General features: G+C 56.2%; 17 protein-coding genes. 10 read left to right on the top strand and 7 right to left on the bottom strand.

Going from position 1 to position 19,396, the window contains the following annotated elements; all coding sequences use genetic code 11:
* Positions 1 to 52 precede the first annotated feature (52 nt).
* From ABJH13_RS00150 to ABJH13_RS00115, 8 genes are all read left to right on the top strand, one after another.
* Positions 53 to 1,327 (top strand): FAD-binding oxidoreductase, encoded by a 1,275-nt coding sequence (locus tag ABJH13_RS00150; protein ID WP_348404182.1) that lies wholly within the window; start codon positions 53 to 55, stop codon positions 1,325 to 1,327.
* A 3-nt stretch (positions 1,328 to 1,330) separates the two neighbouring features.
* Positions 1,331 to 3,415 carry a hydantoinase/oxoprolinase family protein gene (locus ABJH13_RS00145; protein WP_348404181.1) on the top strand — a complete coding sequence of 695 codons (2,085 nt, stop codon included), beginning with the start codon at positions 1,331 to 1,333 and terminating at the stop codon, positions 3,413 to 3,415.
* On the top strand, positions 3,415 to 5,061 hold the full coding sequence (locus ABJH13_RS00140) for a hydantoinase B/oxoprolinase family protein (RefSeq protein WP_348404180.1): 1,647 nt from the start codon (positions 3,415 to 3,417) through the stop codon (positions 5,059 to 5,061). Before ABJH13_RS00145 ends, ABJH13_RS00140 begins: the two co-directional genes overlap by 1 nt.
* A 3-nt stretch (positions 5,062 to 5,064) precedes the next feature.
* The gene (locus ABJH13_RS00135) at positions 5,065 to 5,811 is read left to right on the top strand and encodes an SDR family oxidoreductase (RefSeq protein ID WP_348404179.1); all 747 of its coding nucleotides are present in this window, start codon (positions 5,065 to 5,067) and stop codon (positions 5,809 to 5,811) included.
* 11 nt (positions 5,812 to 5,822) lie between these two features.
* Complete coding sequence (locus ABJH13_RS00130; RefSeq protein WP_348404178.1) at positions 5,823 to 7,736, top strand: AMP-binding protein; 1,914 nt, start codon at positions 5,823 to 5,825, stop codon at positions 7,734 to 7,736.
* Positions 7,733 to 8,077 (top strand): RidA family protein, encoded by a 345-nt coding sequence (locus ABJH13_RS00125; protein ID WP_348404177.1) that lies wholly within the window; start codon positions 7,733 to 7,735, stop codon positions 8,075 to 8,077. The genes ABJH13_RS00130 and ABJH13_RS00125 overlap by 4 nt, the downstream gene beginning before the upstream one ends.
* Before the next feature lie 7 nt (positions 8,078 to 8,084).
* A complete protein-coding gene (locus ABJH13_RS00120; RefSeq protein WP_348404176.1) occupies positions 8,085 to 9,044 on the top strand; it encodes a LuxR C-terminal-related transcriptional regulator in 960 nt (319 codons plus the stop codon).
* Positions 9,045 to 9,148: 104 nt separating this feature from the next.
* Positions 9,149 to 10,132: an MBL fold metallo-hydrolase gene (locus tag ABJH13_RS00115; RefSeq protein WP_348404175.1), complete on the top strand. Its 984-nt coding sequence runs from the start codon at positions 9,149 to 9,151 to the stop codon at positions 10,130 to 10,132.
* 126 nt (positions 10,133 to 10,258) lie between these two features.
* Here ABJH13_RS00115 and ABJH13_RS00110 read toward each other — a convergent pair whose 3' ends face one another.
* Together ABJH13_RS00110 and ABJH13_RS00105 are read right to left on the bottom strand one after the other, a co-directional pair.
* Positions 10,259 to 10,906 (bottom strand): glutathione S-transferase N-terminal domain-containing protein, encoded by a 648-nt coding sequence (locus tag ABJH13_RS00110; RefSeq protein ID WP_348404174.1) that lies wholly within the window; start codon positions 10,904 to 10,906, stop codon positions 10,259 to 10,261.
* Between the two features lie 78 nt (positions 10,907 to 10,984).
* Positions 10,985 to 11,764 carry a transporter substrate-binding domain-containing protein gene (locus tag ABJH13_RS00105; RefSeq protein ID WP_348404173.1) on the bottom strand — a complete coding sequence of 260 codons (780 nt, stop codon included), beginning with the start codon at positions 11,762 to 11,764 and terminating at the stop codon, positions 10,985 to 10,987.
* Positions 11,765 to 11,893: 129 nt separating this feature from the next.
* On the opposite strand from ABJH13_RS00105, the gene ABJH13_RS00100 reads away from it, so the two are divergent.
* Together ABJH13_RS00100 and ABJH13_RS00095 are read left to right on the top strand one after the other, a co-directional pair.
* On the top strand, positions 11,894 to 12,628 hold the full coding sequence (locus ABJH13_RS00100) for an amino acid ABC transporter ATP-binding protein (RefSeq protein ID WP_348404172.1): 735 nt from the start codon (positions 11,894 to 11,896) through the stop codon (positions 12,626 to 12,628).
* 10 nt (positions 12,629 to 12,638) lie between these two features.
* Complete coding sequence (locus ABJH13_RS00095; RefSeq protein ID WP_348404171.1) at positions 12,639 to 13,376, top strand: amino acid ABC transporter permease; 738 nt, start codon at positions 12,639 to 12,641, stop codon at positions 13,374 to 13,376.
* Between the two features lie 623 nt (positions 13,377 to 13,999).
* On the opposite strand, the gene ABJH13_RS00090 is transcribed toward ABJH13_RS00095, so the two are convergent.
* The 5 genes from ABJH13_RS00090 to ABJH13_RS00070 all read right to left on the bottom strand — a co-directional run bounded on the left by ABJH13_RS00090 (position 14,000) and on the right by ABJH13_RS00070 (position 19,289).
* Complete coding sequence (locus tag ABJH13_RS00090; RefSeq protein ID WP_348404170.1) at positions 14,000 to 15,439, bottom strand: sulfatase-like hydrolase/transferase; 1,440 nt, start codon at positions 15,437 to 15,439, stop codon at positions 14,000 to 14,002.
* A 2-nt stretch (positions 15,440 to 15,441) separates the two neighbouring features.
* Positions 15,442 to 16,266, bottom strand: coding sequence for a carbohydrate ABC transporter permease (locus ABJH13_RS00085; RefSeq protein WP_348404169.1), 825 nt, complete (start codon positions 16,264 to 16,266; stop codon positions 15,442 to 15,444).
* Entirely contained in the window at positions 16,259 to 17,146 is an 888-nt protein-coding gene (locus ABJH13_RS00080) for a sugar ABC transporter permease (RefSeq protein WP_348404168.1), read from the bottom strand. Before ABJH13_RS00080 ends, ABJH13_RS00085 begins: the two co-directional genes overlap by 8 nt.
* A gap of 70 nt (positions 17,147 to 17,216) precedes the next feature.
* The gene (locus ABJH13_RS00075; RefSeq protein WP_348404167.1) at positions 17,217 to 18,494 is read right to left on the bottom strand and encodes an extracellular solute-binding protein; all 1,278 of its coding nucleotides are present in this window, start codon (positions 18,492 to 18,494) and stop codon (positions 17,217 to 17,219) included.
* A gap of 30 nt (positions 18,495 to 18,524) precedes the next feature.
* Positions 18,525 to 19,289, bottom strand: a complete 765-nt coding sequence (locus ABJH13_RS00070) for a helix-turn-helix domain-containing protein (RefSeq protein ID WP_348404166.1) — start codon at positions 19,287 to 19,289, stop codon at positions 18,525 to 18,527.
* Positions 19,290 to 19,396 lie beyond the last annotated feature (107 nt).

Genomic DNA, 19,396 nt, shown 5'->3' with positions numbered 1-19,396 from the left:
GATGCACCCTTTTGCAAAACCTGCCGCACTGTTGAATTCGGGGACTAACCACATGACGCAGCAAGACGCGATATCGCTTTGGGATTCGTCCGCCACAGAACGCGATTACCATGCGCCACTCGGGGTTGATACAACCGCTGATGTGGCGATTGTGGGGGGCGGTTTCACGGGCCTGTCAACGGCGTTGCACTGCGCAGAAAAGGGCCTGTCGGCACATGTTTTGGAGGCAGAACAAATCGGGTTTGGTGGCTCGGGCCGCAACTGTGGGCTGGTGAATGCCGCGCTTTGGTTGCCCCCTCAACAGGTGCGCGAAAAGCTGGGGCAGACATATGGGCCGCGCTTTATCAAGACGTTCGGCAACGGCCCGGAGTATGTGTTTTCGTTGATCGAAAAGCACCAGATCCAATGCGACGTCACGCGCACGGGGACGATCCACGCCGCCCACGGACCGGGCGGTTTTGATGACCTGCAAGAGCGCCACAAAGAATGGCAGCGCCTTGGTGAACCTGTTGACCTGCTCGGCCGTTCTGAGGTTGCCGAGATGATCGGAACCGATCATTTCCACGGCGGTCTGTTGGACCAACGGTGTGGCACGATCAATCCCATGGGGTACTGTCGCGGCCTTGCGCGCGCGGCTCTTGGGGCGGGTGCGAAAATCAGCACGGGGGTGCGGGCGACAAAGCTGGTGCGCGATGGCGATGTTTGGAAAGTTGAAACCGGACAGGGTGTCGTGACGGCCAAGGCGGTGGTGTTGGGCACCAATGCCTATACCGACACGTTGTGGCCGGATCTGAACCGCATTTTTACGCCAATTCACTACTTTCAGTTGGCCACACAGCCCATGGGCCCTGAGGCGGACCATATTTTGCCTGGGAAGCAAGGCGTCTGGGACACCGGGCAGATCATGTTTAACGTCCGCCGGGATGCAGCCAACCGGTTGCTGGTTGGGTCGATGGGCAAGGTGATTGGTCGCAAAGATCGCGGGCTTTCGCACCGCTGGGCCAAAAAGCAGATCGCACGGATATTCCCGACATTGGGCCCTGTGGAATTTGATGAGGCGTGGCATGGGCGGATCGCCATGACCCCGGATCACCTGCCGCGCATTTATGAACTTGCAACAAACCTTTTCACACCGATAGGCTATAACGGACGTGGCATCACGACCGGTACGATGTTCGGCGCAACGATGTCGGGGCTCTTGACGGGGATGGACCGTGCAGATCTACCGCTTCCGATGACCGACCTGAGCATTGCCGCGTCGGCCCCTATCATGTCACGCATTTACCAGTCTGCCTTTACGGCCAATCAAATTTTAAAGGCGATCTGATCCATGACCACATACATGACCCGCGTCGGCGTTGACATCGGTGGCACGTTTACAGACGTCGCGCTGTCCCATGAAAACGGAATGTCGACCTGCAAGGTCCTGACCAACCACACCCAACCAGAACAGGCCATTCTGGATGGTATTCGCATTGCGGCGGACGCGGCGGGTGTCGCGATGCGTGATATCGGCCAGGTCATTCACGGCACAACGCTTGTCACCAACGCGCTGATCGAACGGCGCGGCGCCAAGCTTGCGTTCATCACGACCCAAGGGTTTCGGGACGTCATCGAAATGCGGTCTGAAAATCGGTTTGAACAATATGATTTGAACCTGACTTTGCCCAAACCCATGGTCCCGCGCGAAGACCGGTTGACGCTGAACGAACGTATGGGACCAAACGGAGAGGTGCTTCTGGCGCTCGACCCTGCCGAGGTTGATGCGATGGTCAAAACCGTTCTGGCAGGTGACTATGACGCCGTCGCAATTGGGCTGATGCATTCCTACGCCAATGACGCCCACGAGACACAAATGGCCAAAGCCCTGCGCGCGGCGGCTCCGGGTATGTCGGTCTCGTTGTCTTCGGTGATTTCGCCGCAAATGCGGGAATTACCACGCTTTAACACCGTGATCGCAAACGCCTATGTGCAGCCGAAGGTCGCTGATTATCTTGGGCGTTTGGTTGGTCGCCTTGAGGCGGCTGGCGTGACGGCGCCGGTTTTTATGCTGCATTCCGGCGGTGGGTTGATATCGGTTGATGTCGCGTCCGAACAACCCGTGCGGTTGCTGGAATCAGGGCCTGCAGGGGGCGCGATTTTTGCCGCCGATTTTGCGCGCGGGCATGGGTTAAACAGCGTGCTGTCGTTTGACATGGGCGGCACAACGGCCAAGATTTGCCTGATAGAAGACGGCGCGCCCAAGACCGCGAACACCTTTGAGGTTGCGCGCACCTACCGGTTTAAAAAAGGGTCTGGCATGACGGTGTCGACCCCGGTTGTGGAAATGGTCGAAATTGGCGCGGGCGGTGGGTCGATTGCGTCTATCGACACCTTGGGGCGCATTCAGGTGGGGCCGCGTTCGGCGGCATCAGAACCGGGCCCGGCGTGTTATGCACGCGGTGGCCAAGACGCCACGGTGACCGATGCAAACCTTGTGTTGGGGCGGCTTGACCCCGATAATTTTGCAGGCGGTGCAATCGCGCTATCAGCCCAAGCCGCCACAGATGCGATTGAGGCCAATCTGGCCCGCAGTTTGCAGATGGGGCCCGCGGACGCGGCCTTTGGCGTGACAGAAATGGTCGATGAAAACATGGCCAATGCCGCCCGGGTTCATACGGTTGAAAACGGGCGCGACATTGAACATTTCACTATGATCGGTTTTGGAGGGGGCGCGCCTTTGCATGCCTGTCGTCTGTGCGAAAAACTGGGCATCAAAGAGCTGATCATCCCCCCCGGCGCGGGCGTTGGGTCTGCCATTGGTTTCCTCAAAGCGCCGTTCAGTTACGAGGCCACGCGGGGGTTCTTTCAACGTCTGGACCAGCTCGACGTCGCGGCCGTGAATGCAGCACTGGTGGATTTGCAGACAGAGGCCACAGCGTTTGTTGAAACGGGCGCGCGCGAAGCCGCCACGACGACACGACTAACCGCCTTTATGCGGTATGCGGGGCAAGGCTGGGAAATTCCGGTTGTGTTGCCTTTCAAGGTCTTTGCTGATGCAGATCAGGCCGATATCCTTGCGGCATTCGAAACCGCCTATCGTGGGCTTTTTGGGCGCGTCATTGACGGTCTTGCCATCGAAATTACCAATTGGTCGCTGGTTGTTGCCTCTGTGTTGCCAGACACACTGCCCGTTGAACGTCACGCGCAGGGGGCGGCGGTCACACCATTGCGCACGCGGCAGTTCTTTGACGCGGCTTTGCGCAAAACCGTCGATGCGCAAGAGGTGGACCGCGCCGCCATGACAGCGGGGCAGGCCATAGATGGCCCCGCGATCATCATCGAAAGCGAGACAACGACAATCGTGACGTCTGGGTTTCGCGCCGTTGGCCAAGGTGACGGCAGCCTGCGTTTAGTCCGCAAAGGAGACAGCTGATGACCCCGTCTGCCATTGACTACCAGATCATGTGGAACCGCCTGATCGCGGTGGTGGAAGAACAAGCGACAACGCTGATCCGTACTGCGTTTTCAACATCTGTCCGCGAGGCGGGCGATTTGTCGGCGGGTCTGTTTGACCGCCACGGCCGGATGATGGCGCAAGCCGTGACAGGCACGCCGGGGCATGTGAATGCGATGGCCGAAAGCGTGACGCATTTCGTGCGTGAGATCGGCACAGAGAATATCTTTGAGGGCGATGTTTTCATCACCAATGACCCTTGGCTTGGCACTGGGCATTTGCACGATATTACGGTCGTTTCACCGACGTTTCGCGGGGGCGCGCATATCGGGTTTTTCGCCTGTACCGCGCATGTGGTCGATATTGGCGGGCGCGGGTTTGGCCCGGACGGCAATGAGGTCTTTGAGGAAGGCTTGCAGATACCGATTATGAAATTCGCCACTCGTGGCGAGGTGTCGGGCGACCTGATCCGCATTGTGCGCGCCAATGTCCGCGAGCCCGACCAAGTCGTGGGCGATATGTATTCGCTGGCGGCCTGTAACGAGGCCGGGGACCGTCGCCTGCAAACGATGATGGGCGAGTTCAAGATTGCCGATCTAGATGGGTTGTCGGACTTTGTGATCGACACGAGCCGTGAGGCCACGCGCGCCGCGATTGCCGCCGTGCCGGACGGGTCGTTCAGCCACCAGATGCAGGTCGACGGCTATGACGCGCCCGTATTAATGGCCGTGAAATTAGATATATCGGGCAACAGCATCACCGCAGATTTTGCCGGCACCTCCGGGATGAGCCGGTTTGGTGTGAATGTTCCAGAGGTCTATACCCGTGCGTATGCGTGCTACGGGCTGAAATGTGCGATTGCGCCGCAGGTTCCCAACAACACCGGCTCGCTCGAACCGTTTGTGATCACCGCCCCCGAAGGGTGCATCTTGGCCGCGACGCGCCCTGCGCCTGTGTCTGTCCGTCACGTTTTGGGGCATTTGGTGCCAGATGTCGTGCTGGGGGCGTTGCATCAGGCGCTGCCCAATACGGTGCCTGCAGAGGGGGCAAGCGCGCTTTGGAATATTCAGATATCAGCCAGACCCACCGACCCCAACAGCGGGTTGCGCAATGCCGAAGTGTTGATGTTTAATTCGGGCGGGACGGGCGCGCGCCCCACGTTGGACGGGCTGTCCGCGACGGCCTTCCCATCGGGGGTGTCCACCATGAGCGTTGAGGCAACAGAACACGTCGGGCCCATCACCGTTTGGCGCAAAGACCTGCGCGAAGGGTCCGGGGGGGCGGGTACCCTGCGCGGCGGGCTTGGCCAAATCATCGAGATTGAACCGCGCGCAGGTTATGATATCTACTTTAACGCCATGTTTGACCGCGTCGACCACCCCGCCCGTGGCCGAAATGGGGGCGGTTTGGGGAAAACCGGTCGTGTTGAGCTTGCAGATGGTGCAAAGCTACGCAGCAAGGGGCGGCAGCTTGTGAAAAACGGCCAGCGGCTGAAATTAAGCTTGCCCGGTGGTGGTGGATACGGCGATGCCAAACAACGGGCGCAAAGTGACGTTGCCGCAGATCTGCGCGCTGGGCTGATAACGCCCGAACAGGCCAAAAACGACTATGGATTCGAAGGATAAACGATGACTGACAAACCTCTTGCTTTGATTACGGGTGCCGCCCAAGGCATCGGCCTTGCCTGCGCAGAAGCGTTGATCGACGAGGGCTACGATGTGATCCTGTCGGACATCAATGCCGATGGCGTTGCAGCGGCTGGTAAAACATTAGGGGCGCCGGCGATTGTCTGCGACATGGGGGATCTTGCGCAGGTCGAGGCAATGTTTGCGCAGATCGCAGCCGACCATGGGCCGCTGACCGCGCTGGTGAACAACGCAGGCGTTGCCATGCCGGGCGATTTCCTGAGCTATGACATCGACACCTTTCAGCGGGTCATCGACATCAACATGCGCGGTGTCTTTGTGGCCACCCAAATGGCCGCCCGCGTTATGGTAGAGCACAAAATCGCAGGGTCTATCGTCAATATGTCGTCGATCAACGCGCAGGTCGCTATCCCACAGATCCCGGCGTATTGCGCCTCCAAGGGGGGTGTCATGCAGTTGACCAAAGTCGCCGCCCTTGCGCTGGCCAAAAACAACATCCGCGTGAACGCTGTGGGCCCCGGTTCTATCGATACCGAGATGATGGCCGGGGTAAACGCCAACCCCGATGCGTTCAAAACTGCGATGTCGCGCACCCCCTTGGGCCGTGCAGGCGATGCGCGCGAGATCGGCGACGTGGTGGCATTTTTGTGCTCGAAAAAGGCCAGTTATATCACCGGCGAGACGATCTATGTTGACGGCGGCCGCCTTGGCCTGAACTACACCTGTTAAGGGCATCTGACATGTCGCAATACCCCGCTACATACGCCGCCTGGCAATCTGATCAGGTTGGGTTCTGGGAAGAGGCCGGCGCACAGATCGACTGGTTCACGCCTGCAACATCCGTGTTCAACGCGGACAGCGGGGTGTATGGTCGTTGGTTTGATGGCGCGACGTGCAACACTTGCTACAACTGTGTTGATCGACACGTAGATGCGGGCCACGGCGACCGGTTGGCGGTTATCTATGACAGCCCCGTTACCGAAACGGTGGCGCGCTTCACCTACGCCGAGGTAAAAGATCAGGTCAGCGCCCTTGCCGCCGTGCTGCGGGGGTTGGGCGTCGCCAAGGGGGACCGCGTCGTCATCTATATGCCGATGGTGCCGCAGGCGGTTTTCGCGATGTTGGCCTGTGCGCGGCTTGGGGCTGTGCATTCGGTGGTTTTTGGGGGCTTTGCCCCCCAAGAGCTGGCCACCCGCATTGATGATGCCGCCCCCAAAGCGATCATATCCGCGTCTTGCGGGATCGAACCGGGGCGTGTCATCGCCTACAAACCCCTGCTGGACCAAGCTATTGACCTGTCGACCAGCAAACCGGACGCTTGCGTCATCTTGCAACGCGATACGCTGACCTGTGACCTGACACCGGGGCGTGACCATGATTACGTCCAAACGGTTGCGGCCGCGATGGCACGGGGGGAAGGCACCGAATGTGTGCCCGTCGCCGCGACGGACCCGCTCTATATTCTCTATACATCGGGGACCACGGGCCAGCCCAAAGGCGTTGTTCGCGACAATGGCGGACACATGGTTGCGCTGAAATGGACGATGGAAAACCACTATGGCGTAAAGCCGGGCGAGGTGTTTTGGGCCGCGTCTGACGTGGGATGGGTCGTCGGGCATTCCTACATTTGCTACGGTCCGCTGCTGCATGGTGCGACCACTGTCGTCTACGAAGGCAAACCTGTGGGGACACCGGATGCCGGTGCGTTTTGGCGGGTTATTCAGGATCACAACGTTGTTGCGATGTTCACGGCGCCCACAGCGTTTCGCGCGATCAAAAAGGTAGACCCAGCGGGTGCATTGGTCGCCGACTACGACCTGAGCAAATTTCGCACGTTGTTTTTAGCAGGCGAACGGTCTGACCCCGCGACGATAGAATGGGCACAGGCCAAACTTGACCGGCCCGTTATTGACCACTGGTGGCAAACGGAATTGGGCTGGGCCATGTCGGGCAATCCGGTGGGGCTTGGGGCCTTTCCGGTAAAATTGGGGTCGCCGGGCAAACCGATGCCGGGGTATGACATTCGGGTTTTGGATGACGCGGGGCACGCAGTGCCTGCGGGCACGCTTGGGAATATCGTTTGCAAACTGCCGTTGCCGCCATCGGGTTTTGCAACGCTATGGAACGCGCCTGACCGGTTTATGTCGTCTTACATGGCGGAATACCCCGGTTTTTATGCCACATCAGATGCTGGGATCATCGACGAAGACGGCTACGTTTTTATCATGGCGCGCACCGATGATATCATCAACGTCGCAGGTCACCGGCTGTCGACAGGCGCGATGGAAGAAGTGATCAGCAGCCACCCTGACATCGCGGAATGCGCCGTGGTTGGCAAAGCGGATGCGCTGAAGGGGCAGATGCCGCTTGGGTTTTTCGTGACCAACGACGGGGCAAAACGTGATCCGGCAGATCTTGAGGCGGAATTGATCACGCTTGTTCGGGCCAAAATCGGGGCGGTGGCTGCATTCAAATGTGCGCTCGAAGTCAAGCGCCTGCCCAAGACGCGGTCGGGTAAAGTACTGCGTGGCACGGTTCAGAAAATTGCGGATGGTGCGGCGTTTAAAATGCCCGCAGCAATCGATGATCCAGTGATCTTAGATGAAATCGAAACGGCGCTGGCCGCCCGCAACTTAATTGGAAATAAACCATGATCGAACGGCTCCATACCTCTGACCGGATGAGTAAAATCGTCAAACACAACGGAACGATTTACCTATGTGGGCAGGTCGGCGCCGGCGACACCGTGGCCGAGCAAACGAAGGACTGTCTGTCGCGTGTCGATGCGCTTTTGGCAGAGGCCGGGTCCGACCGTGAACACATGCTGCACGCAACCATCTGGTTGGCGGATATGGCGGATTTCGTCGAGATGAATGCGGTTTGGGATGCTTGGGTGCCCAAAGGCCACGCACCTGCACGGGCGTGCGGTGAAGCAAAGTTGGCGCGTGATGCTCTGAAGGTTGAAATCATCGTAACGGCGGCCGAGAAAGCCTAACGCCATCATGCAAACCAGACCACATATAACCGCCAAGACCCTTACGAAATGGCAATATGTGGTCGACCAAATATCGGAAATCGCGCAGGTTCCGGCGACGCTGATCATGCACAAGCAAGATCAGCAGCACGGTGTTTTTGTGAAAAGTACCGGTGAACAAAACCCCTATTTCGAAGGGCAAACGTTTGAGTTGCACGACAAACTGTATTGCTTTGGTGTGTTTGAGCAAGACGGAGAGCTGTGCGTAGAAGATGCGTCTGAAGATCCGCGGTGGCACGACAATGCTGATATGGATCTCGACATGAGCTTTTACGTCGGGCTGCCCCTGAAATGGCCAGATGGAGAGAATTTCGGGACCATCTGCATGCTGGATAGGTTTCGCAATACGCGTGCTTTGTCGTTTCGCGATGGGCTGCGGCAGTTCTGCCGTATCGTTGAGGATGATCTGGCGATGTTGGAAGAAATTGAACACCGCAAGTTGGCCGAAGCCAAGTTAAAGCAAGAGTTGGAGACACGCGAAACCGTTATCCATGAACGTACGCAGGATTTGGAGGATGCCAACACCGCCTTGCGCGTTCTGCTAAAGGGGGTCGAGACGTCGCGGAACGAGGTTGAAAACCGGATCGTACAGGAGATCAAAGGGTTGGTGTTGCCACATGTCAGTCGGATGCGGCACCTGACGGCTGGGGATGAAACGGCGCAATCCCACCTTGATATCGTCGAAGCGAACCTGAGAAATATTACATCAGAATTCACCGGGAGATTGGCGCAAACCCTTGAACGGCTCACTCCAACAGAGGCTGAAATTGTCCAGCTGATTGTGCAGGGGCGCAGCACCAAGGAAATCGCTAAAACACTGTCGCGTGGCACCAGTACGGTTGATTTTCACCGCAATAACATACGGCAAAAACTGGGGTTGCGGCATGGAGGTAAAAACCTGCGGCAACATCTGATGGCTCTGTCATAATATGGGGGTTTCCCCCACATTAACCCCTTAGATAACTGGTGATACAACTGGCATGTTGATCCCTACTCTTTGCGTATCATGCACGCGATACAAGGAGATCCAAGGTGGACAAGAAAGATCTGAAACCAACAAAACTGAATGGGCAAACCGATGCCTTGGCGCCGGGTTTGTCGCGCCGTTCGTTTTTCATGGCAGCAGGCGCCGCTGGTGTTGGCACCGCTGCGAGCCTGATCACGCCAACAAAAGCACAAGCGCAATCAACCGATTGGACACAACCGGGCAACAACAACCACGTCATCGAATTGCAAAACACTACAAGCTTTGCGGACGGCGCGGTCAACATAGAATACTTCGGGCATTGCGCCTTTAGAATTACTTCACCGGGTGGCGCGACCGTTGTGGTTGACCCGTGGCGCGATGATCCGTCGGGCGCGTGGGGGTTGTGGTACAAGTATAAATTCCCCGAAATCGTGACTGATATCACGTTGTCGACCCACACGCATTTTGACCATGACGCGATTGATAGACCCGTTTCAACGATGGTTCTTGACCGTATGGTTGGGTCGTTTGAATTTGCAGATCTGAAAATCACAGGGTTCGCGGATAAACACGTTTGCAAAGCGCCGGGATATTACAACTGGACAAATGCGCTGGCCGAATTTGGTGTTGAAGCCTGTGGGCCCAATAACGTGAGCCATATGGATATGGTCGTTTATCTCATTGAAACCGGTGGTATTCGGACCCTGATTTGGGGCGATAACCGCGCAGATCCGGGGCCTGGGTTCTGGGACGCGATCGGTCAGGTAGATGTGTTGACGTTGCCGGTTGATGGGTCAGAACACATTTTGTCTTATGAACAAGGCAATGCAATTGTTGATAAGCTCAAGCCCAAGGTCGTTATCCCAACGCACTACCTCAATGAGACCACGACCTACACGTTGTCCACGCTCAGACATGCGGATGATTGGGTGAAAAGCCAGCAGAGCTATCAGATGTTGGACAGTTCGAAATTTGCACTAAATGCCGCCGATATGAGCAGCATGGACCGTGAGTTCATGTACTTTGGCAGCAATGTCGCGACCGGATAATCAGCCCAAATTTCGGTTCCAGCGGCTTGTATGCCGGTGGGTTAAGCGCTGCATTTTTGTGCAGCGCTTTTTTCATTGTACTGCCGCTGGGCTACGTTTGAGTGCGGCACCACCGATGGCCGTGGCTTAGGATGGTTTGGCCTTTTCCAGATAGGCATCCATCGCCGGGCGATATGCCGCCAGCTCATCTGCGACAACCTTGAACCCTTCAAGGCGGGTTTTGTAGGCGCGCACGGTGTCCGGCCATTCGACGGGGACATTGATGGCCTCTTCAAACGCTGTGATCCACGCGAACGTCATGGCAAACCCACAATCACACAGCCACAGCTTGGTGGTGTCCAGCGGGTTAGACGCCAACAATAATGCAAGCGAAGACAGGTGTTTGGAGATCGCAGCACCGCCGAGTTTCACCGCCTCTGTATCACGGGTGCCATATGCGACTTGCGGATACAGCGCGCGCACAGCAGGTTCCAGCCGTGTGTCGTGGGAGCGGCTAAATTCGCGCGCTTTGGCACGGAGTTTCACGGTGTCTGGCAACATCGGCGTGTCGGGGAATGCCTCTTCCAGATATTCGGCAATCGCCTCGGAATCCGACAGCATGAAACCGTCGTGGATCATCGCGGGCAAGTTGCCTGATGGCACGATGGCGCGGTATTCGGCCGACCCATAGCCGCCGGGGGGCGGCAGTTGTTCAAACGCGATGCCCTTGTGGTGCAGGATAATACGCAATTTCGCACAGTAGACAGCGACGGGAACGGAGTAGATTGTCAGCATTCGGGCCCTCGGAGAAACAGAAATGAAAGGGGCCGGCCCCGAAAGGCTGGCCCCAATGCCTTAGAATTAAGCGCCTAATTATTCAGCGTTCAGGCCCCATTTGGCGCCAAGATCGTCAAAGAAGCCCTGCTCCTGTTTGAGACCAATCCATGTGTTCACATAATTGATCCAGACCTGATCGGCCTGCGGCAACAACATCGCGACGGGCGTCGGGGAACGGCCTGCATCGACGGGGACAACCATGATGTTGTCGTATTTTTCGACCAGCGTTGCCGCTTCGATGTTTGACGTGATGCTCGCATCTGCGCGCCCCGACAGAACCTCTTGGAAATCGCGGGCGGGGGCTTCGACGATGCGGTGTGTCGCCGTTGGAAAATACTGCTTGACCTGAGCCTCTTGCGTGGTGCCCAGCGTTGCCGCAACAGACACGCCTTTGACGTTCAGATCATCCCAATTGGCAAACCGTTCTGCGTTCTTTTTCAGCGTCAAAGGCACCGTCACCAGCGCGAAATAGCTGTTGGAATACCCGGCGGCTTTGGCGCGGGACGGCGAAACCGATGCCGAGCCTGTGATGTGGTACTGCCCAGATGTCACGCCTGCGACCAACGTTTTCCAATCCGTTGGCACAAATTCAACCTCAACGCCCAGATCAGCGGCGAGCGCGGTCATCACGTCGATATCGTAGCCTTCATAGCTGTTTGTGGCGACGTCGCGCATGGTCATCGGGTTCCAGTCGCCTGTCGTTCCGACCTTGAGAACACCTTCTGACAGGATCTCGTTTAACGCAGATTGCGCGGACACTTGCACCGCCGAAGTCGCAAGGATGACCGCAGCGGCGGCGACTTTAAAGAATTTCATGGGTTTCCCTTTTTAAGTATTCGTTGGACATAGGATGCCTGAACGATTTGAAAATGCAAACAGCGCAACAAGATCAAAATCTGCAACAAATCATCACATATGTTAAGTTCGGTTAGGGGCTCGGCGGCCATGTCCATCATATCCATGCAAAACGTGTCCAAGTTTTTTGGCGAGTTCCAAGCCCTCAAAGAGGTGTCTTTGGACGTGGCCCTGGGGGAGCGTGTCGTTGTCTGCGGTCCGTCGGGGTCGGGCAAATCGACGTTGATCCGCTGCATCAACCGGCTCGAGGCGCATGAGGTCGGTGATATTGTGGTCGATGGCACGGTTTTAACGGATGCCCCTGCCGATCTGGACAAAATCCGTGGGACCGTGGGGATGGTGTTTCAGCAGTTCAACCTGTTTCCGCATCTGACCGTGATGGACAACCTGTGCCTGGGGCCAAAACGGGTGCTTGGGTTGTCTGATGCGCAGGCGCGCGACCGGGCAATGACCTATCTGGAGCGGGTGCAGATCCCCGATCAGGCCGACAAATTCCCGCGCCAGCTTTCGGGAGGGCAGCAACAGCGCGTTGCGATTGCGCGGTCGCTCTGCATGGAGCCGCGGATTTTGCTGTTTGACGAGCCCACCTCAGCCCTCGACCCCGAGATGATCGCAGAGGTCCTTGAGGTCATGACCGAGCTGGCCTCATCGGGGATGACCATGATCGTGGTGACACACGAGATGGGGTTCGCCCGCCGTGTCGCCGACCGGATGGTGTTTATGGATCAAGGCGAAATCATCGAAATCGGCGCGCCCGAGGATGTCTTCAACGCGCCGAAATCAAAGCGGTTTGCGCGTTTTATCAACCAGATTTTGAACCACTAGGGGTGTGATCATGAGAAATTTCTTTGTCCTCGCATCCGCCTTGCTGCTGCTGTCGGGCTGTTCTGGCAATTGGGGGTGGTATGTCGTCGACCCCTCGACGGTGTCTGGCTGGAACAACCTGAAATTCATGGCCAGCGGCGCCTACTACACGATCATTATGTCGCTGACCGCGATCTCAATCTCGGTGGTGGTGGGGCTGCTGGTGGCGTTGCCCGGCCTGTCAGAAAAACGCGGCTGGCGCCTGTTCAATCGAACCTACGTCGAGATTGTGCGCGCAGTGCCAATCTTGGTGCTGATCTTGTGGGTGTATTACGGCCTCCCGGCGCTTTCGGGCATCACACTTAACGTCTTTTGGGCGGGCGTTTTGGCCCTCGCCCTTAGCGATAGCGCGTTTCAGGCCGAAATATTCAGGGCGGGCATCCAGTCCATCGCACGGGGTCAATACGAGGCGGCGCAATCGATTTCTCTTAGCTACCGCGACACAATGCGCTATGTGATCCTACCACAAGCGATCCGCCGTATCCTGCCGGCTTTGGGGAACCAGTTGGTCTATATGCTCAAGATGTCGTCGCTGGTGTCGGTCATCGGGCTGCAAGAACTTACGCGGAAGGCCAATGAATTGGTCGTTTCAGAATACCGCCCTCTCGAGATCTACACGATATTGGTTCTCGAATATCTCGTCTTGATCCTTATCGTCTCGGCGGGCGTGCGCTGGTTTGAACGGCGCCTGCAAGCGGGCGAAACGTAGTGCCGTAGGGGGCAATGACCGCCGAAACTCACCAAAAGCGGCTTTCGTAGACCATTTATTTGGTGTGTCCCTGCCGTTGTGCCAGGTGAACACGGCGATATCCCCCACTGTTTCACGGCGCGCTCGGAGGACAGTGTTCCTCAAGATGCGAAGGCGGGGCTGTGCCGTATACCCAAGGTGCAACAGCCGTAGCCGCACCCTGTTAAAATGGGAGGATTGCCGGACCAGACGTTCTTCGTACCCGGCAAACACAACATGCTGAACCTGCCAGTTTCGGAAGGGCGATCTCACAGCTGCTCCCAACGATCAACTGGGAACGCGTCGACCTCGTGACAGGGAAATCAATCAGTTACATCGACAAAACTGGATCTGGTCATAGCAGACTGGTGCAATTCTGGTGTCGATAGAGGGGCGGCCGTCAGACGAGAAACCGAAATAGTTTGCGGATCGGTGAAGGGGCCTTCAAGTCAGGAAACAGATAGCGCCGCTAAACTTTGGGCTGAATATTTTGCGTGTTTTTACTGCTTTCCAGTTTCATAAACACCTTGTCTTGGTCTTCGCAAAACTGACGGAAACTAAAATATATAATTATATCAATGGCGCGGTTTCGATATTAGGTTTTATTACTCTCTACCCCTCGCTAGCATCTGAACAAATCCCTGCGACTTTCGTGCGCTCTCGATCCGCCATTTCAGGATTTGGTTGATAAGTTCGGCCTTCACGAGGGAGTGGCCTGTATCACCCCAAAGATTGTTGATCTCATCGGGGTCGGCATCAAGGTCAAACAGTTGGCCTTCGTCGGTATCGACAAAATGCACCAGCTTCCAATTGTCCTGACGGATCATCGTCATGAAATCGGTCCCTGTCAGGATCGCATCGTCGGCGTGTTCGGCAAAAACCCGGTCACGGGTCGGTCCATTTTGCCCCTGCAGCAGGTCATTGAGCGACTTGGCTTCCATCCAATCAGGGACTGCGACTTCCGCGGCCTCTAGGATTGTAGGACCAAAATCGAACAGCGAGACGAGCTCTTTGAACCGTTGCCCTGCCTTTACTTTTTCAGGCCAGCAAATCACCGCAGGAACATGCACTGACTGCTCGAACATGTTCCACTTTTGCGAATGACCATGATCGTTCAGGCAATCGCCGTGGTCGGATGTGAAGATAATAATCGTATTGTCGAGCACGCCACGATCTTTCAGCGCCTTGACGATGTTGCCCACCTGCACATCGATCATCGTGACGTTGGCATAATAGTGGGCACGCTGGCGATGCAACTGCTCTTTGGTCGGGTTTTCGATGTGCTGCACAGCATCATGACCACTATCAAGATGGTTCTGGCGTAACGCGCGCAAAGGGGCCGGTTGCGTCGAGAGGTCGTAGTTCCGAATGGCCTCGGGCAGTTCTTTGTCGAGATACATGTCGAGATAGTCTTGCGTTGGATCATAGGGCGGATGCGGCCCAGGGAGACCCACCTGCAAGAAGAACGGCTCATTTCCGGGGTACCGCTCTAGCCACCAACACGCAGTTTCGCCGACGAAAACGTCTGGGTGCAAATCCTCGTCCTGCTCCCAAACGAACGCGCCCAAGGCATCATCGTAATCGGGGCGCTTGGCGTAGGTCACGCGTGACGGTTTGTAGGCGCCGCGCGCGTGGATCGCCTTGTCCCAGTTGTCGAGGTAGAATGGCAGGTTCGGGTGGTCGCGATCCTTGTTTTCGACGACATGGCGTTCATGGAACCCAAAGCTGCCTTCAATTGGCATCGTGTGCATTTTGCCCACATTGACGCAGCGATAGCCTGCCGCGGCGAGTTCGGACACCCAACAGTAATTCCATGGTTCATCATTGCGGTAAACGCCATTGGTATGCGGATACACGCCGCTAAACAACGACGCCCGTGATGGGGCACACGATGGTGCTGTCACGTACATGTTTTCGAAAACCGCACCGCGATGGACCAGCGCATCGATGTTTGGCGTAATCATATGGTCAAAGCCATTGGCGGCAATCGTGTCGATCCGTTGTTGATCGGTGAGGATGAAAACTATGTTGGGACGCTTGGTCATAATCAGCCTTTCACTGCCCCGCCCATCGACTGGACGATATATTTGTTTGCGAAAATAATGACCGGTACGGTTGGCAACGTCAGGGCTATGCTGGCCAACGCGATACTGCCCCAATCAACGGTCGCGTAAGACACAAAGTTCATGATAGCCACGGGTGCCGTGACGGTATCACCGCGTGTGATAATGAGCGCAAAGAAGAAATCGTTCCATGCGATCAAAAACGCGAGCACAGCAGTGGCCACGATACCCGGCCGCGCCGCGGGCAAAACGACCTTATACAGCGTCTGAAATAGGGACGCGCCATCAAGCAACGATGCCTCGATCAACTCATCAGGGATTTGCGCCAGGGATGTCCATGATGACCAGACGACCATGGGGAGCGTCAGCACCATATAGGCCGCCGTTAAACCGACCCGCGTGTCGAGCAAACCGACGTTTAAGTAGATCAAAAACAACGGAATGACGAAGCCAACGGGAGGGGCCATGCGCAATAACAGCAGCGCCCATGACGCAATGAATTTGCGGTGCGAGCGCCCCTTGGCCAAGGCAAAACCTGCGGGCACCCCGATGATCATCGCCAGCGCCGTGGATGCACCCGCCGTGATCAGGCTGTTCATCAGCGCAAAGGGGAAATCGGAACGACCCAACGTTTTAAAGTTCTCCCACGTCAGCGCCGTTGGAGAGTGCCAAATCGGTTCAAACAGGTGGGTCGTCGGGCGGAATGACAAGATGATGGCCCAGATAATTGGCAAGAATGTAAACCCTACGAAGGCCAGCATCATGGTGACGCCTGCGATTTGCTTGAGGCTAAGGTCGCGTTTACGCATCGGTCAGTCTCGCGTTGGCTTTGGCGACGTAAAAGCTGATGAGCCCTGCGAAGATAAACAGGAAAACAGCAATAGCCGCGCCGTAGGATACATTGGACGATTGGAACGTCTGGATGTAGGCGTAATAATTCGTAGCTTGGGTGGACCGCCCCGGCCCGCCGTTGGTCATGACGAAAATCAATGGGAAATGCTTGAGCGTTTCAATGAAACGGAACAGCGCGACCATCAGCAGCGCGGGCTTTAAAAGCGGCAAAGTGATGCGCCAGAATATTTGCATCTTTGTGGCCCCATCGATTGACGCGGCTTCATCAAGATCCCCTGAGATGCCCTGCAATGCCGCCAAGATCAGCAGCATCACAAACGGATAGCTCGCCCATGTGTCGGCAATCACGATCGCAGCAATCGCGCCGTATTCAGTCGTAAGAAATGACGGCACTTGGATGCCGAATATGTCAAAGAAGGCGTTGATGGGGCTTAGGGTCGGGGTGAAAAGACTGAGCCAGATAAGGGCCACAGCAACGGCGGGCACCACAAAAGGGACCACAAAGACACCGCGCATGAAACGCCATTTGGGAACGATCTTTTCAAGGCCGACAGCAATGAGGGTGCCAAGAACGACTTGGAAAATAACACCAAAAACGCTGAGCATTAGCATGACACTGATCGAGGCAATGAACCGGCGATCATTGGCCATTTTGACAAAATTCTCGATGCCAAAACTTTGGCCCCAACCTTTGATCAGGTGAAAATTGGTGAAGGACAACGCGACCATCCCCAACAGCGGGACAATCGAAAAAATCCCAACCGCGATAACGGCAGGATATAGCATATTATTGTAGTTCTTTTGGAAAATGGGCTGAACGCCCTGAAGCTTTTGCATGCGATCTCTAAACCTAAGATGCCTCCTCGGGCCGGAAAGCCCGAGGAGATCAGTATTATTGTCAGGTCAATTACTCGGACATGATGTCAGCGATGTCTTGATCTGACGCGGCGAGCGCTTCTTCACTGCTCATAATGCCGTTCACAGAGGCGTTGATGTTTTCACCAACGGTCGCACCCATTTGCGGCCATTGCGGCAACAACGGGCGATAATGACCAATCGCATCACCCAACATCTGAACTTTGAGGTTCAGGAATTCCGGGTGAATGGATTCGTATTTTGCGATCACATCGGCGTTCTGCGCAACAGACGCCCGCGTGAAGTCAGGATAGGATTGCGACAGGGCGATCTGGGTCAAAACATCTTCGCTTGTGGCCCATTCGATGAAGGCAAATGAGGCCTCTGGGTTCGGTGCGTCCGCTGGAACACCAAGACCATGCACCGCAATCGCAGGCGAACGCCCTTCGGGGCCGGACGGCACGGCGGCAATACTGATTTTATCCGCGAACTGGCTTTTCGCTGGGTCAAGTGATTGTGCCACAATGGATGTGCCGTCGACGATCATTGCTGCTTGGCCCGATTGCATCGCAGCGGCGACTTCACCGAAATTGAAGTTACCGATCCCTTGTGGGCCGAAATCATTCATCAAGGTCGAATAGACCTTCAAGCCTTCAAGCGCCTCTGGTGTGTTCATGTTGGGCGTCAGATCTGTCGGGTAATCCGCAAAGAATGAACCGCCGTAAGCCCGCATAATCATCGGAAACACGAACATGTTGAACCCTTGGCCCGGGGCCACACGCATCGCGATGGCGGCATGGTCGTTGGCCTTCAGGGCCGCACCCGCTTCGAGCATTTCTGCCCAAGTTTCAGGCGCATGATCGAACCCAGCTTCGGCCAAAAGGTCTGTCCGGTAGGCCATCATGCCGGTCTCGGCAAAGAATGGCAGCGCCCAACGTTCGCCGTTTACGAGATACGCATCAAGCGGACCGGCAAGGATATCGCCCTTTGTGTCCATTGCATCGACATTGGCGGTAATCGGGTGAAGCCACCCTGCTTCGATCCAGCGCTGCACCTGAATGACAGGTGTGTGCACAACATCAAGATCGCCTGTTTTGCCGGTGAAAGACAGCGTGATGCGGCTTTCGAACACGTCTTGGCCGACCACGTCGATGTTGACTGTGTGACCGGTCTTGGCTTCAAAATCGGCTTCGAGTTCGGCGAGGCCTTGCGTATATGGCATCGAGAACAAGACGACGTTGAGGTCGTCAGCGGTTGCAAATGTTGGCAGCGCCGTTGAGCAAGCCAGCAGTGCGCCAAAGGTGGCGGTCTGAAGTTTCGAAAGTTTCATGGTATCCTCCCTAAAGATCTATGAAGTTGGTTATTTAACCAGTTTTAAGGTCGCGTAGTCTGTGCCGATGCCGTCGCTCCCAGCGGCCTCGGTTTTGATTTGGGCAGTGAGCGTTGCTCGTGCCTTGTCCAGAACACGGCGCGCGTTGGCGATATGTTCGTCTTTGTCCCGCACAGGCACGGCAGCTTCTGCAATGCTAAGCAGGTGCAGGAATTTCCCACGTTCGTCTTCGATGATGGTGGAAAAACGGCGCACACCTACGTGGTTGCCGTCGAAATCCATGGCGAAATTATCGGACACGGCCTCTTCGATCACACGGCGTGCTTCGCTTGGGGCAAGGCTGCCCATCTCAAGGCCCGTCTTGAAGAAACCACCCGTGAAATATTTATAACTGACCTCGTCCCACCCCAAGCGACTCAGGTAGAGACGTGACATGGCGTCGAGCTCATAAAGACTGCGCCGGAACCCACGCGCCGCGCGGATAGCCACGCTGGGGTCAGGCAGCTGTGTCCGCGAATGCCACAACAGGTCAAAACCTGTGACAACAACCGCCTCAACCGAAACACTGTGCGCGGCGGTGATATCATTCATAAGGTCGCTGAGAACCGACAGATAGCTTTCGGACATCGGTACGTTGCGGATCAGGCGAAAGTTCGGGATGCAGTATTTCTCGCTTGTGTGAAACAAATAGCCACGGTCCGCCAACGTACGCACGATCCGGTTCACGGTCGCTGCCGAAATGCCAAGGTCCCGAGAGATATCGATTTGCTTCACGGGGTCAGGCCCCGAGGCCATCAGATATTCCATGACTTGCAAGAGGCGTTCACTTGGTCCCAATAGATTCCCCTTTCAATCTTTCATATATGAAATTATGAATACGGATACTGAAAGACGAGTCAATC

This window comes from Roseobacter sp., assembly GCF_039970775.1.
Classification (GTDB): domain Bacteria; phylum Pseudomonadota; class Alphaproteobacteria; order Rhodobacterales; family Rhodobacteraceae; genus Roseobacter.
The sequence above is the reverse complement of the archived record's forward strand: the minus strand, read 5'-3'. Positions and strand labels throughout refer to the sequence as shown.